This is a genomic window from Brevibacterium sp. UCMA 11752 (assembly GCF_021532235.1).
GTDB classification, from domain to species: Bacteria; Actinomycetota; Actinomycetes; order Actinomycetales; family Brevibacteriaceae; genus Brevibacterium; species Brevibacterium antiquum.
The window spans coordinates 531,164-545,392 of the sequence record NZ_JACBOS010000003.1 but is presented as its reverse complement, the minus strand read 5'-3'; the positions used below and the strand labels follow the sequence as shown (position 1 = coordinate 545,392).

Annotated in this window: 13 protein-coding genes; 5 read left to right on the top strand and 8 right to left on the bottom strand. The window is 60.1% G+C overall.

The window, feature by feature from the left end; all coding sequences use genetic code 11:
- The first annotated feature begins 141 nt into the window (after positions 1 to 141).
- The 3 genes from HU144_RS02450 to HU144_RS02440 are packed head-to-tail and all read left to right on the top strand — an operon-like array spanning position 142 to position 2,907.
- Positions 142 to 1,377, top strand: a complete 1,236-nt coding sequence (locus HU144_RS02450; RefSeq protein WP_143924085.1) for an aromatic amino acid transport family protein — start codon at positions 142 to 144, stop codon at positions 1,375 to 1,377.
- Positions 1,377 to 2,264, top strand: coding sequence for an acetamidase/formamidase family protein (locus HU144_RS02445; protein ID WP_235352640.1), 888 nt, complete (start codon positions 1,377 to 1,379; stop codon positions 2,262 to 2,264). Before HU144_RS02450 ends, HU144_RS02445 begins: the two co-directional genes overlap by 1 nt.
- 19 nt (positions 2,265 to 2,283) lie before the next feature.
- Entirely contained in the window at positions 2,284 to 2,907 is a 624-nt protein-coding gene (locus HU144_RS02440) for a response regulator transcription factor (RefSeq protein WP_235346378.1), read from the top strand.
- Positions 2,908 to 3,063: 156 nt separating this feature from the next.
- Here the strand turns inward: HU144_RS02440 and HU144_RS02435 are convergent, their stop codons facing one another.
- Together HU144_RS02435 and HU144_RS02430 are read right to left on the bottom strand one after the other, a co-directional pair.
- Entirely contained in the window at positions 3,064 to 5,043 is a 1,980-nt protein-coding gene (locus HU144_RS02435; protein WP_235349983.1) for a hydantoinase B/oxoprolinase family protein, read from the bottom strand.
- Between the two features lie 10 nt (positions 5,044 to 5,053).
- Positions 5,054 to 7,141 (bottom strand): hydantoinase/oxoprolinase family protein, encoded by a 2,088-nt coding sequence (locus HU144_RS02430; RefSeq protein WP_235349982.1) that lies wholly within the window; start codon positions 7,139 to 7,141, stop codon positions 5,054 to 5,056.
- A gap of 162 nt (positions 7,142 to 7,303) precedes the next feature.
- Between HU144_RS02430 and HU144_RS02425 the strand changes: the two genes are divergently transcribed.
- On the top strand, positions 7,304 to 8,443 hold the full coding sequence (locus HU144_RS02425) for a PucR family transcriptional regulator (RefSeq protein ID WP_235349981.1): 1,140 nt from the start codon (positions 7,304 to 7,306) through the stop codon (positions 8,441 to 8,443).
- Positions 8,444 to 8,453: 10 nt separating this feature from the next.
- Here HU144_RS02425 and HU144_RS02420 read toward each other — a convergent pair whose 3' ends face one another.
- On the bottom strand, positions 8,454 to 9,227 hold the full coding sequence (locus tag HU144_RS02420; RefSeq protein WP_328284314.1) for an alpha/beta fold hydrolase: 774 nt from the start codon (positions 9,225 to 9,227) through the stop codon (positions 8,454 to 8,456).
- Between HU144_RS02420 and HU144_RS02415 the strand changes: the two genes are divergently transcribed.
- On the top strand, positions 9,228 to 9,401 hold the full coding sequence (locus tag HU144_RS02415) for a hypothetical protein (RefSeq protein WP_235349979.1): 174 nt from the start codon (positions 9,228 to 9,230) through the stop codon (positions 9,399 to 9,401).
- Positions 9,402 to 9,646: 245 nt separating this feature from the next.
- Here HU144_RS02415 and HU144_RS02410 read toward each other — a convergent pair whose 3' ends face one another.
- From HU144_RS02410 to HU144_RS02390, 5 genes are all read right to left on the bottom strand, one after another.
- Positions 9,647 to 10,468, bottom strand: a complete 822-nt coding sequence (locus HU144_RS02410) for an N-acyl homoserine lactonase family protein (RefSeq protein WP_235349978.1) — start codon at positions 10,466 to 10,468, stop codon at positions 9,647 to 9,649.
- 31 nt (positions 10,469 to 10,499) lie between these two features.
- Positions 10,500 to 10,919, bottom strand: a complete 420-nt coding sequence (locus tag HU144_RS02405) for a carboxymuconolactone decarboxylase family protein (protein ID WP_235349977.1) — start codon at positions 10,917 to 10,919, stop codon at positions 10,500 to 10,502.
- Between the two features lie 62 nt (positions 10,920 to 10,981).
- Positions 10,982 to 11,848, bottom strand: a complete 867-nt coding sequence (locus HU144_RS02400; RefSeq protein ID WP_235349976.1) for an NAD(P)-dependent oxidoreductase — start codon at positions 11,846 to 11,848, stop codon at positions 10,982 to 10,984.
- Positions 11,849 to 11,898: 50 nt separating this feature from the next.
- Entirely contained in the window at positions 11,899 to 12,819 is a 921-nt protein-coding gene (locus tag HU144_RS02395) for a carbon-nitrogen hydrolase family protein (RefSeq protein WP_235349975.1), read from the bottom strand.
- Positions 12,820 to 12,839: 20 nt separating this feature from the next.
- On the bottom strand, positions 12,840 to 14,162 hold the full coding sequence (locus HU144_RS02390) for an MFS transporter (RefSeq protein ID WP_235349974.1): 1,323 nt from the start codon (positions 14,160 to 14,162) through the stop codon (positions 12,840 to 12,842).
- Positions 14,163 to 14,229 lie beyond the last annotated feature (67 nt).

Here is a 14,229-nt window from a genome sequence, read left to right as displayed (position 1 = left end):
AGAAGGACGTGGCGTCGAACACATAGAGTGGAGAACTGATAAAGCAACGATGCTTGACCCTGATGAGCAGAAAGCTGCGGAGAGCACCGTCACCTCGGCGTGATCTCTCGCCCTGAATCGGACCGCCGGAGGAGCTTGGTAATGAGTGAGACGTTTGACCAACCCAGACAGAATGTGAATATTCGCAAGAGCGAAACGATCACCTTTTGGCAGGGTGTCTCAATCATCGTCGGCGCGAATATCGGTGCGGGAATTCTCAGTCTTCCGTACGGGGCGAAGAACGGCGGGTTCTTCGCCCTTCTTGTGGCCCTCCTGGTGGCAGGCTTCTTGACCACGGCCTCGATGCTCTACGTGGCAGAGATCGCCCTGCGCACGAAAGAACCGCTGCAACTGTCAGGGCTGGCAGAGAAGTATCTTGGGCAGGCCGGATCCTGGCTGATCTTCGCCGGTGTCGTGATCAACGGTTTGGGTGCGCTCATCGCCTATACCTCGGGCAGCGGCAATGTTCTCGCCGACCTTCTGGGGATACCGGTAACCGTCGGCAGCTTCCTGTTCTTCATCCCGGGTCTCGTTGTCGTATGGTTCGGGCTCAAGGCGACGGGGCGATCTGAGCAGGGGCTGTCGATCGCGATGATAGCGCTGATCCTCTTCTTGTGTGCCTGGACGTTCATCGGGCCGGGGATCCACCTCGAGCATCTGACATATGTGCACCCCTTCTTCATCATTCCGATCGTGAACCTGGCGGTGTTCTCGTTCATCGCTCAGTACACTGTTCCGGAATTGGCGCGTGGCTTGGCTGAGACGAATCCGCAGGGTCTTCCACGAGCAGTCATCGTCGGCATGGGGATCACAGGATTCCTTCTGGCGATCGTCCCATTGGCGGCACTGGGAATGCTGGGACCAGACAGCATCACCGAAGTGGTCACAATCGGGTGGGGCCAGAGTCTGGGGCAGGTTGCCTATGTGCTCTCAAACGTCTTCGCTCTGTTGGCGATGATGACGTCATTCTGGGCAATCGCTCTGACCTTGATGACGAACATCTTCGACCGCTTCAAATGGCCGGCGGAGAACGCCAACGGGTACCGCATCGCCGCATTGGCTCTTGTCGCGATTCCACCGTTTCTGGTCGGTGTATTCCATCTCACCGGATTCGTTGCGGCGCTTGGTTATGCGGGAGGGTTCGCCGGAGCCATCATGTCCGTAGTTCCCGTGCTCATGTTGCATCGTGCACGCAGATTCGGTGACCAGGAGCCCGCATGGACAGCCGGGTGGATCGCACATCCGCTGATACAGGCGCTGCTCATCATCGTCTTCGGTTTGGCATTCATCTACTCACTGTTGAATGCGGTCGGTCTGATTCCCGATGGGTGGGCCTGATGCTGAGGATTCCAAACACAGAATCATCGTCGGCGTTATCGGGCATCAACAATGTGGTGGCAACGGTTGCGACTGGCCAATCCTTTGTCCTGGAGACATTTGACTGCTACGCAGGACAGATCGATTCGGAGCGGGTTCTGCGGCCGGATGTCGACATGGCCAAGTTCAATCGCGCGACAGGTCCTGTCGCGGTTGAGGGAGTTCAGGCCGGCGACTGGATCTTGATCGAAATCGAACGTGTGAGTGTCGGTCGATGGGGCGTCATGGCTCTGTCCCCGGGGTTGGGCATTCTGGGCGACAAGATCGAACAGGCCAGCTCACGGATCGTGCCTGTTGATGATGGGCGGGCGTGGATCACGGACACACTGGCGGTGGAAATTGCACCAATGGTCGGCGTCCTCGGAGTTGCGCCTCGGGTCGGAGAGATCAATACCGAGTTGCCTGGAGTCCACGGTGGCAATCTCGATACTCGTACGTTGAGGCCCGGCAGCGGGCTTCTGCTTCAGGCGCAGCATGACGGGGGCCTTGTGTCTGCCGGTGATCTGCATGCAGCACAAGGTGATGGAGAACTCGGCGGAACTGGCATCGAGATCTCGGGGGAGATCCAACTGAGCATCCGTAAAGTCGACCACGAAGGACATCTGCCTGTGGTGATCCATTCTGCAGGAATGAGTGTGCTCTCCAGTGCAGAGGACATACACGAAGCCGTTCGGGCGGGTTTCGAAGAAGCGGTTGACCTCATGCGGCTATGGCATGACCTGGGATGGGAGGATGCCTATCGTTTGACCAGCATTGTCTCCAACGCCGAAATCAGCCAACTGGTCAATCCACTTCACACTGCACGCATCACCATTCCGTCGGAGTGGTGCCCAATGGAATTCGGGTGAGTAGAACGGACAGCCAGGAATGACGAGCATTGCGGTGCTGATTGTCGAAGACCACCCCATCGTCAGCCTTGGTCTGACTACCGTTGTTTCGGCACAAGAAGATATGAGTGTTGCCGGACAGGCCGCCCGGACCGAAGAAGTCTTCGATCAGTTGTCGACGCTAGCGGTTGATCTCGTGATTATTCCTCTTCGCTTCGAAGGAGAGAACAAGGGGCTCGAGATCTGCCGTGAGATCAAGGCGATGCCACGGGCGACGAAGGTGCTGATGTACACCTCGTTCACGTCTCCGAGCGACGCGACTCTCGCATTTCTATCCGGTGCCGACAGCTTTCTTACGAAGAATCAATCCCAAGCAAGCCTGCTGGAGACCATCAGGTCGACAGCGGTAGGCAAAAAGGTGTGGATCACTGGACTGGATTCTGATACCACAGCGCGTGACCTCGATGACCGGATCAATTCTTCATTGCTCACCAAACGTGAATCGGAAGTTGTTGGATTCGTGTTGCAGCGATTCAGCAATGCCGAGATAGCTCGCGAACTCTATATCAGCGTCACTACGGTGAAGTCTCACGTATCCAATGCGTTTCAGAAGTTGGGTCTGCGCAATAGGCGTGAGCTCTTTGCACATGAGGATGACTCTTAGCGGGATTCCTTCACGGGTTGTTGGCGGAAGGGCCGTCCCACAACCGACCACGGTACGCCAGAGCGCATCCCGCGACAGGTCCCAGTGTCGCGGGATGCTTGTCTGAGGTTCAGGCGCCTCCGATGTACAGCCCCAGTGAGTTCGACCCGGAGTGCCTCACTTCCAATGTGCCGCCGAACGTTTCCGCATACTGTCACGGAACTGGCCGGTCGACTTCTCCAGCAGTTCCCCGGTGCCCCAATCGAGAACGACCCCGTGTTTCCGGACGACGTCGTGAACGGTGATGTCTCCGTTGCGATAACAGTGGGCCACCTCGGCAGGGTCGGCATCGAGCCAAGACGCGCGTTCGGAACGGATCTGCGCACGCATCTTCGTCGTCGCGGCCTCGTCGACCTCGTATTCATCGAGTTCAGCATCGATCTCGGTGATGACGACGCCGTAGTCCTTGCCAGCTCGGTCGATGGAGACGTAGCCGTCGATGACGTCCTCGAGCACCTCGGCACTGGGGCGTTCGAGCGGATCCCCGAACCCGCCGCCACCGGCGCTCGGCCTCTCGAACGTGTCGCCAGGGCTGATAGAGACGTTCGAGAAGGTTGCGCCCAGGTATTTCGAATCGTCCGAAGAGGGATTGAGCCACACGCCGTGCGGGATCGATGGGAGCCCGCCGTTAATGCCCCAAGTCGTGGAGCGACCGCGGTCGCAGCAGTAACTCATCACAGCACCGGCAGCATCGGTGAGGATCCCGCCCTTGTTGACGCCGCAGCCGCCGCGGAACCTTCCAGGTCCACCTGAGTCCATGTTGATCGAGTGCTGGGTGGTGATGACAGGTGTGAGCCGTTCCTGCCCTTCCACCGGCTGAACTGCGAGCCCTGTGCCGAAGACCGGTGAGGTTGCCGAAGATCCGTCCTTCGTCGACCGTCCGCCCCAGCCGCCGGCCATCCAGTCGTACCACATGAAGTACGGATTCGACTTCGTACGGCTGTCATGGCCTCCCACCAGTAGATATTCGAGGTTGAAGGCGCAGGCCATGGCCCGTTCAGGCATGATGTGGGACCAAAGTTCGAAGATAGCGTTCATCACCTTCTCGTAGGGGCCCGAACAGAATCCGGTCACCGCGTGCGGCCAACCAGCGTTGACGACAGTGCCCTCCTCGCCGATTTCTGCCGTGACGGCCTCATAGAACCCGGAATTGAGTGGGACGTCGGGGAAGAAAGTCTTCGTTCCAGCGTAGATTGCCGAATAGGTGGTTCCGTATCCGGAATTGAGGAAGATTGAGACCGCTTCGGCGGCTCCGGTCAGGTCGTAGTGGATGCCTTCGCCATCAAGGGTGAGCTTGACGCGAATCGGTATGAGCCCCTCGCCCTTGGCAGGGTCGCCATCGAGGTAGTCGACCGTCTCCCATTCTCCGCGTGGAAGGTCGCCTAGGCTGGCGAGCACAGTCCGGCAGACGTAGTCCTGCGTTTCCTGCATCGCATCGAGAACCGTGTCCTTCGAGTACTTGTCCACAAGGCGGAGCACTTCGCGTTCGCACACCGCAGTGGCCTCGGCCTGGGCGTTGAGATCGCCGAGTGCCTGATCAGGAGCCCGAGTGTTCGATACGAGCAGCTGCGCCACATCATGGAGGAACCGCCCCTTGTGCCACACCCGAAGGGGAGTAATTCGCATTCCCTCCCCGAAGTGTTCACTGGCAGAGACATCGAAGGAGCCGGGGACGGATCCTCCGATGTCGGCCCAGTGACCTTTGTTCTGGGCGTACCCGATGATCTCGTCCTCCGCGAAGATGGGACGGATGAAGCTGACATCGTTGAAGTGAGTGCCGCCTCGATAGGGGTCATTGATGAGGAAGACATCGCCCGGGTTGATGTCGTCGCCGAACTCCTCCATCACTGCTTTGCACTGGAAGTGAAGGGTGCCGACGTGGACTGCGATGTCCGCGCTTCCTTGCATCACTGTGTTGCCATATTTGTCGCACAGGGCCGATGAGAAGTCGCGCGAGTAGATGACGAAGGAGTAGCAGGTGCGCAGAATCTGTTCACTCATCAGGTCGACGCTGGTGGCGAAGGCGTTCTTGAGCACTTCGAAAGTGACTGGGTCGAGGGTGGACGTTTCTGTTTTCGCTGAAGCGATCGTGGTCATTGTTCTCTCCTCACTTCACGGGCTGCAAAGAATCGTTCGCGGCCGCGGCTTGGGCAGGTTCGCTGGTGCCGGTGTCCACAGTGATGCGAATGTTGAGCCATTCGTCGATCACTGCGGAGGAATCCGGTGGGATGACTGTCGTCGAATCGATCTGGTTGAGGATCGCCGGCCCGATGAACGCGGCTCCGGAAGGCAGGTTCTCGCGCTGATAAACAGGGGTGGAGTGCCACTTCCCCTCGAAGTACACCTCACGAACCTCGAGCGGCTCACCTGGATCACCCGTGCCGATGGGCGATGGGCGGAAGCTCGGCTTGGGGGTCTTGCCCAACGCCTTGAGATGGAGCTGGTAGATCTCGACGGGAGTCTCGTCCTGCCGGAACGCATACTGCTTCTCGTGCTCTTCATGGAAGAGCTGCACAGCCTCGCGCAGGGCGTTGGGGCCATTGCCCATCTTGACCTGCAGTGACCGCCATTGCCCCTGGTAGCGCATGGAGATTCCGCGTTCGAAGACCCTATCGGATTCGGCGACCTTTTCGTGCCGCAGCCGTTCTTGGCCTTCGAGTTCGAGTTCTTTGAAATGCTGTTCGAGCGCCTCGGAATCTGCCGAATCGGCGGCTCCGGTGAACATCTGGGAGAGGTCGTGTTGAATGTCGACCAAGAGGCATCCCAGCGCTGAGGTGACACCTGGGTTCGGGGGCACAACGACCGTGGGAATGTTCAGCTCCTTCGCCACGTCCACGCCGTGCAGAGCCCCGGCCCCTCCGAAGGCAATGAGGGCGAAGTCGCGAGGATCAAGTCCGCGCCTGATGGAGACGAGACGCACTGCGTCGGCCATATTGGCGTTGGCCACCTTGATGATCGAATCTGCCGCAGCGTCGACGTCGAGGCCGAGGGGGCTGGCGACCTTCGCCTCGATCGCATCTTTGGCGCAAGCTCTGTCCAGGGTCATTTCGCCATCGGCCAAGTCGGTGCCCAGGCGTCCCATCCACAAATTTGCGTCGGTGTTCGTCGGTTCGGCACCACCCCGGCGATAGCAGGCCGGTCCGGGATCCGCTCCGGCAGATTGCGGCCCGTTGCGCAATGATCCAGCGATGTCGATGTGGGCCAGCGAACCACCACCCGCGCCGATCGTGAGGACCTCGATGCTGGGGAAGACGATCGGGTGTCCGTACTCGACCTCCCAGTCGTTGGTCACTCGCAGCTCGCCATCGGCGACGAGTGAGATGTCGGTCGAGGTTCCGCCCATGTCGAGCCCCACTGCATTTGCAAAGCCGCACTGTTCAGCCACGTGCTGGGCAGCGATGGCTCCGGCGGCGATGCCGGAGGCGGCCAGCCGGACTGGGAAGCGCTTGACCATCGCGGAGGTCATCGATCCACCACCGGAGTGGAGGAGGAGAAGCTCCCCGGAATAGCCGTCCTTGGTGAGGTTGCTGTCGAGCTCTTCGACATATCCGGATACCAGGGGACCGAGGACGGCGTTGGCGACGGTGGTGTTGAAGCGGTTGTGTTCGAAGATCTCCGGCAGGATCTCCGCCGAGGTGGAGATGTTCGCTCCGGGAAGCTCCTCCGTGAGAATCTCACGCATGCGGGCCTCGTGTGTGGCGTTGGCATAGGAATTGATGAAGCAGATCGCCACGGTGTCGACACCGCGCTTCTTCAGCAGGCGACCGAGCCGGCGAGCCTCGTCCTCGTCGAGAGTGGTGACGACATTGCCCGCATAGTCGATGCGCTCAGTGACTTCGAAGCGGTCCCGACGCCGGATGTAGGGGCCGGACACATCGGAATAGGCATTCCACAGGTCATCTTTCGTGCCGTCGCGGATTTCAATGACATCGCGAAAGCCCGCGGTCGTCACCATCGCAGCTTTGGGGAATTTACGAGTGATGAGAGCGTTCGTGGCAACGGTGGTGCCATGAGAGAAGAGCTCGACCTCGCCGAGGTTGATGTTGGCTCTTCTGACTCCGTTGAGAACAGCTTGCATGGGATTGTCCGGGGTGGACGGGACTTTCGTCACCCGCATGGACTGGGAAGATTCGTCGAATATGCAGATATCGGTGAAGGTGCCGCCAACGTCGACGGCGACTCGCAGGTCGGCCACGGGATCTCCTTTGATTGTGATCTGGATAACATCATGGGCTGGTCGCAGACACCGGGTCAATAGAGGAATCGAAGGATAGATCCGCTGTTATTGTAGAAAACACAAAAGCGGCGCAACGGGCCTGGTGAGCTGACCGTAGGCGCCGAGAGGTCAGGAGAAGCGATGGCGAGATCACGGGAGTGGGTCTTCGGTGAACTGTTGGCATCACTTGGCACCGCGGACCCTCTGGAGTCGGTGCTCCGGCGAGCGGCGAGAATCTGCAGGGGTTCGGGCCTGGTCGTCAATGAACTCGGCGAAGTCATCCGGTCGGTCGGGTCGGCTCCCACCCACCTCATTTCGGATTGGGTTCTCTCCGCGGATCTGGCCTATGCTGCGCAGACTCAGATCGGCCGGTGGATTGTGCGTGCGCGTGCGGTACGGATCAGGCAGCGCGACCATGTCATCGTCATTGCTGTTCACGAGGAATTCGAGGGTGTTGGGGCTACCCGTGAGTCGGGCCGTCCCGGCAGTGGCACTGCAGCCGATGTGGCACTCGTCTTCGACACAATGACGAAGATCCTGCAGGCGTTCGAAGGCTTCGAATCATTCTCGATCAGCACGCGCCGAGAGGAATCCGCGCGACTGATGCGCGACCTTGAGGCGGGGGTGTCACCCGGCAATGAACCCGCACGGTGGAGGTTACTGGAGAAGTTCGGATTCGTCCCTTATCAGCCCGTGCGCATCGTGCGGGCAAGGGCAGACACAGGAACATCGAGCGCTGCTCAGCAATCTCCGACCTTGACGCAGGGGATCGTCGCCAGTGACACCGGCTACACCACCTCCGCGGTCGAACATACCGCATTATGTGTCGAGGATTTCGCTGTCGAGGACTACTTCGCCGCGGAAATCATCGGAGCTGGGGTCTCCGAGCCGTTCACTGCGCTCAGCCAAGTCCCTGAGATGTTGAGGTCGGCAGATGTGGCGCTCGAGGCCACAGGTCCTGGGGAGTTCGTCTATGTCGACTCCATGCGCCCGGTGGTCTGGGCGGCGGCGCGGATGAGCTCGCGCTTCGATCAGCTCATCGTCCAGCGCTACCTCGACAAGATCTCTCGGAATCCTGATTCCTGGATGACCCTGACCACATACATCGACTCCGGTGCAAACGTCGCCGAGGCGGCTCGTCGGCTGCAGGTCCACGAGAACACCGTCCGGTACCGATTGACTCAGATCGAAAGCATTCTCGGATCTCGACTCGGGGACCCGAGAGTCATGGCCGATGTCGTCATCGCGCTGGAGTGTCGGCGGCTGGGTGCAGGGGACTGAACGCTCACCGTCAGGGCCGGTGAGCCAGGACCCTCTCCACCGCGGATTCGAGGTAATCAGCGAAGCGTGCCGGGTTCTCAGCATGGGGAAAATGGCCGAGCTCCGGCATTTCGCAGAATGAGGAGTTGAGAATCGACTTCGCCAGAGCTTGAGAGGCTTCTGGCGTGACCGTGGTGTCGTAACGGCCACTGAGAAGTGCGATGTGTGGGCTGTCATGTCCAAGCAGATCCGCCACCGAGTCAATATCCCACTGTTGATAGGAATTGATGTCGGCGGCGTAGAGCCCGTGCCCGCCGGATGAATAGCCCCACCACACGCGCTTTCTGAATTCTGCAGGCGACTCCGGATTCATCAGCCCGTATGTCCATTCCGGCACAAAGAGCGACTGGTCGATATCGGTTGCTCGCAATTGCGGCGTTGCTCGATTCCTGACACGCGGGCCCGCCTGAGCGGCAACGGCGCCGGAGAAGTCCTCAGGGTAGGTGGCAACAGCGTGAATCACTGCAGCCCCGGCCATCGAGGCGCCGAGGAGGATCGGGGCTCGCAGCCCGATCGATCGAGTCGCATCGACGATGAACCGTGAGTACGACTCGGGAGTGAGGTTCCAGTCCCCGGTCGCCGATCCGAATGTGGGGGATGAGCTGCCATGCCAAGGCAGATCGACTGTGATGAGTTCGAAATGGTCCGTGATGTCTGATTCCGTCATGAGACCGTGCCATTGCGTGCTGGATGAGCCTGCGGTGGCTAGAGCGACTATCGGCCGTCCTGTTCCGCATCGTTCCACATGGATGTCGGCAGTTCCGACGGTGGATTCGACACGGTGGTATTCGCCTCGGGCACGAAGTTGTCGTCGCGGAGCAAAAGCCTCGGCCGTGCGACCCCGGAGCGCCTCGACTACTGCACGAACCAGATGAATGTGCCGGTCGAATTCGACAGCGGCGCCGGTGAGCGTGATTGACCCGGTCCGTGTCAGATGGACGATGCTCTGCATCCCGGGTGCTGGATTCGGCTTCAGCACCTCGTCCCAGGTCTTGTCGCTCGCGGAGAGAGTGAACTGAGGGATGCCGCCTGCTAATTGCAACCTGCCCTCGTTGAATTGCAGACTACTGCGCCAGGTGTCTGCAACCAAAGTGAACGAAACGGTTGAGCTTGTCGCCATTCCCCGTAGCTCTTGGGACCTCTGCAATCGCTCGAGCCGAGGTTTCACTGCACTCCGATCGTTGCTGCCAGACCCGAAAGTGCGCCGCGCATTGGGGTATGCCGGTCTAGTTCAGCCGCATCATGTCCACTGACGAGCAGCTGATTCGACTGCCCTCGCAGCTTCTCGAGTGCTCGGTAGGAATCGGGAAGGTCTGTCATGGACTGGAAGAGCATGTCTCGTTCAAGCTCTTCGTGAAAGTGCACGGCGTCACTGGCAAGGACGACGGGTCCTTCACTCGTCATGACACTCACGATCGATTGGCCCGGGGTATGGCCGCCAACGACAGACACATCGATCCCGGGAGCAGGCGAACAATGCTCCTCGAATAGATTCAACCGCCCCTCGGCTTGTGCTTGTTCCATCTGACCAATCGCCGTGCGGTCACCGAAATGAGCGAACTGTGTCTTCTGGGCGAGTGCGCCCGTCCAGAATTCCCACTCCTTGCGAGCGATGAGCACCTCGGAATGTGGAAATGCTCCGATATTTCCGATGTGATCGTAGTGGCCATGCGTGACGATGACTGTGGGACCGTTGGCCGGATCGATCCCTAGAGCATGAAGCGCACGCAGGGGATCGATGAGGATGGTCCGGTCGCGCACCTGGCCTTCGTGTGCAGAATAGCCAGTGTCGACGATCACCACTTCACCACCTCGGCGAAGCACCCAGAAATAGTAGTCAACGCGATGCGGTCCGTCGGGCTCGTCGTAGAAGGAGTAGTTGAGGAACGCATCCGATCGCACTGTCTCACGTGTGCCGTGTCGCACGATGACTACCTGCCAAGGATCGTCGATCGTGTCCGGCGCCGAGGTGGTGGTGATGTTCATATTCACATGTCCGTTCGAAGGTGAGGAGGAATTATTCTCCCGATCCGCCTGCATGAGCCTTCACTGTGGGTTCGATGCCGTCGGCGTCGACCACTTCCCGCCACGCTTCGAAGCCGGTCTGGAATGCGACGATGCCCGCTTCGGGCAGGGCGATTTCGATGGCTTCGAGAATCTCAGTGGCGGAGACGCCGATGTCGAGTGCTACTCGAATGTGGGACTGGATGTGCCCTTTCGACGCTCGCATGACCGTGAGCGAGACGATGAAGATGAGCTCTTTGGTCCGGCGATCGAGGGTGCGCTGGTCGAGGTACGCCGTCGAGACGAGATGGTTCGCAGCTTGCAAGACGGGGAAGTCCTGTTTGGCCATGATCTTGTGGTAGTCCAGGACATAGCCGCGCTTGGTGGCCATATCGTCGATGTAGGCCTGTGCGTCCTCAGCTGAGTGTGTCATTGCTGTCTCCTCGTTCCTGTTGGTTTTTTTGGTGGTGCGGGTGGTGGTGTGGTGAGTGGTCGTCACTGTCCAAGGCCGTAGAGACGACTGATCTCGGTGTGATCCGGGGCATCGCCGAGTTGCGCGCGACCGGTACTGAGCTTGTCGAAGGCGGTGGCGGTGACGGGAGTTTCGAGTGACTCAGCCAGGCCCCTGGCGATTGTCATGTCCTTGAGCATGAGGTCATAGGCGAAGCCACTTGTGAAATCGTGAGGGAGGATGTACTTCGTGATCTTGAGCTCGGAGGCTTGGCTGCGACCAGTCGCCGAGTTGAGCACCTCGGCCATCTTCGCGGGATCGATGCCGAAGTTCTGCGCAACTGTGAGAGCCTCGCAGGCAACGGCGATATTGCTGGCACTGACGAGGTTGTTGATTGCTTTGGCTGCGTCGCCGGCGCCCTCGTCACCCACATGAATGATGGTTGAACCCATCACCTCGAGGTGCGGCATGGCCCGCTCGACCGCCTCGGCGCTACCTCCGACGAGGATCGACAGCTCACCGGTCTTCGCCTTTGGCACGCCCCCGGACACCGGGGCGTCGACATAGTCGATCCCATGTTCCTGCGCCCGCTGGGCGAGGCTCCGAGTGCTCGTGGGTTCGCTCGAGCTCATGTCGATGATCAGGGCGCCCTCACCGAGGCGGTGCAGCAGGCCCTCCTCACCGCTGAGCGTCTCTTCGACCTGCCGACTGCTGGGGAGCATGAGGATGACGGTGTCGACATCGCCGGGAATCGACTTCAGGTCGGTAACCGGTGTGGCTCCTCCCGCCTCGCTGACCGAAGCGACGGCTTCGGACGAAAGATCGAAGACTGCTGTCGCCAATGCCTGGGCGTGAAGAGTTGCCATGGGCGCTCCCATGCGCCCGAGGCCGATGAACAGTGTTGTGGACATGTTTTCCGCTCTGTTGTCGTCGTTTCTGCTGTCGTTGATGGGCTGAGAGATCAGTCGAAGACGACCGAAGCTTGGGGGTCAGTGTGGACTGTCAGCTCGAAGATATCGGGCCGTGAGTAGTGCCCGACGGAGTCGAAATCGAGGTGGGAGCGGGTCTTGAGATCGGCGTCGATTTCGGCGTAGAGAATCGTCTCCTCGCCGAAGACTGGTCCGGCCAGCACCTCACCGGTGGGGGCGATGATCATGCTGCCGCCGCGCATGACGGTGTCGCCGTGTGGAAGTTCCTCATCGAAGGGATGGTCGTCGGGATAGGCGTCCTTGGTGATGTACTGGCAGGCCGACAGGACATGGGTGCGTCCCTCGAGCGCAATGTGCGTCATCGTCGCGGCCCATGTGGGTCGGTCATCTGCCGTAGGCGCGCAGTAGACCTCGACGCCCTTGGCATACATGGCCTGACGAAGCAGTGGCATGTAGTTCTCCCAGCAGATCACCGAGCCGACGCGTCCCAGAGGCGTGTCCATCGTGTCGAGGGTCGAACCGTCGCCGAATCCCCAGATGACGCGCTCTGAGCCGGTGGGCATGAGTTTGCGGTGGGCGCCGGCGACCCCAGTCTCCGGATCGAGCATGAGTGCCGTGCAATAGAGGGTGTTACCGAGGCGCTCGATGATGCCGACTACAGCGAAGATCCCGTTGTCCCGGGAAGCCTCGACGAGACGTGCGATCTGTGGGCCGGCGAGTTCGATCGCTCCGTGTGAGTAGCGCTGGAATTCGTCCCGGCCGCCCTCGGTGCGCATGCCGACGGGGGCTCCGAAGGTGCTGCCCTTCGGGTACCCGCCGATGAACGCTTCAGGAAACACGGCGAGGGCGGCGCCCTGAGCGGCGGCCTCGGCCATCAGCCGAACGGCCTTGTCGGTCGATGCCTCGGAGTCGAATGGGACGGAAGCGGCTTGGATGACTGCTGCTGTGTACATAGGGTGTGTCCTTTCTCGGCTCAGCCGTGGGAGATGTCGATCCCTTTGGTCTCTTTGAGCATTGGGAAGAGGATCGCCAGTGCGATGACGGCGATGATGATGACATAGAAGGCGGGAGAAATGAGAAGGCCTGTTCCGGCGACGAGTGCGGCTGCGATGAGTGGGCCGGGGCCCGCGAGGGCAGCATAGGCGACGTTGTATCCGATTGCTGATCCTGTGGAGCGGATGGAAGCCGGGAAGACTTCGACGAGAAGTACGTTGTTGACGACCGCGGTGCAGGCGACGAAGAAGGCGAAGACCGTAAGCGCGATCCCGGAGAGCCACATGCTGCCTGTGCCCATGAGCAGGAATGCTGGAATGCTCCAGACGATGAGACCGATGAGCCCGGTGAAGAGCACCGGACGTCGTCCGAACCTGTCTGTGAGCACCCCAGCCAGTGGGTTGAATGCAACGTAGATGGCCATAACGATTCCGCAGACGATCAATGCGTCGAGGCGATTCATCCCCACTGCGGTGGACAGGAAATTGTTCATATAGGTGATCAGGTAGTACAGGCTGACGCCGAAGATGCCAGCGAACGCCAGAGTCATGACGAAGGCCTTTGCTTTCGCCGAGGTGGGGGTCTCCTCGAGAGTGTTCGCTGCGCGCTTGCGCTCGACTTCCTCGAAGACCGGGGTGTCGACGAGTTTGCGTCGGATGTAGATGGCAACGACAGCCATGATCAGGGAGGCGACGAAGGGCAGTCGCCAACCCCAGGTGTTCAGTGCAGATTCGTCCAGTGTGGCCGTGAGGACCGCAGCGGTGACGGTTCCGACGAGGAATGCTAGGCCGGCCGTGCCTGTGACTACGCTGGCATAGATGGCTCGTTGGTGTGTGGGCGCACTCTCTCCGATGTAGGCGGCCGCGCTGGTCCATTCGCTGCCGGCGAAGGCGCCTTGTGCCAGTCGCAGGATGACGATGATGATCGGTGCAGCGATGCCGATCGTCGCGTAGGAGGGGATCACGCCGATGAGTGCCGTGATCGTGCCCATGCCGAGCACGGTGATCATGAGCACGGTCTTTCGCCCGAATTTGTCCCCGATGGGACCGAGGATGAGTGCACCGAACGGTCGGGAGATGAAGCCCACCGCAAAGACGGCCAGCGATGACAGCATTTCGGCCGTCGCGTCGCCTGAGGGGAAGAATTGCGCACCGATGATGGCAGCGAAATATCCGTAGATGGCGAAATCGAACCATTCCATGAAGTTGCCGATGCCGACGGCCACCATGCGGCGGGTTCTGTCGAGTTTGCTGAGCGTGGTGAGAGGCGCCTCGTTGCGCTTCTCTGCTGAGGTGATGTCCATGTGTAAGCTCCGTCGATTACGTGATGCCGAATCTGGTTTCGGCTGTTGACCTCACTCTCGACCGGTA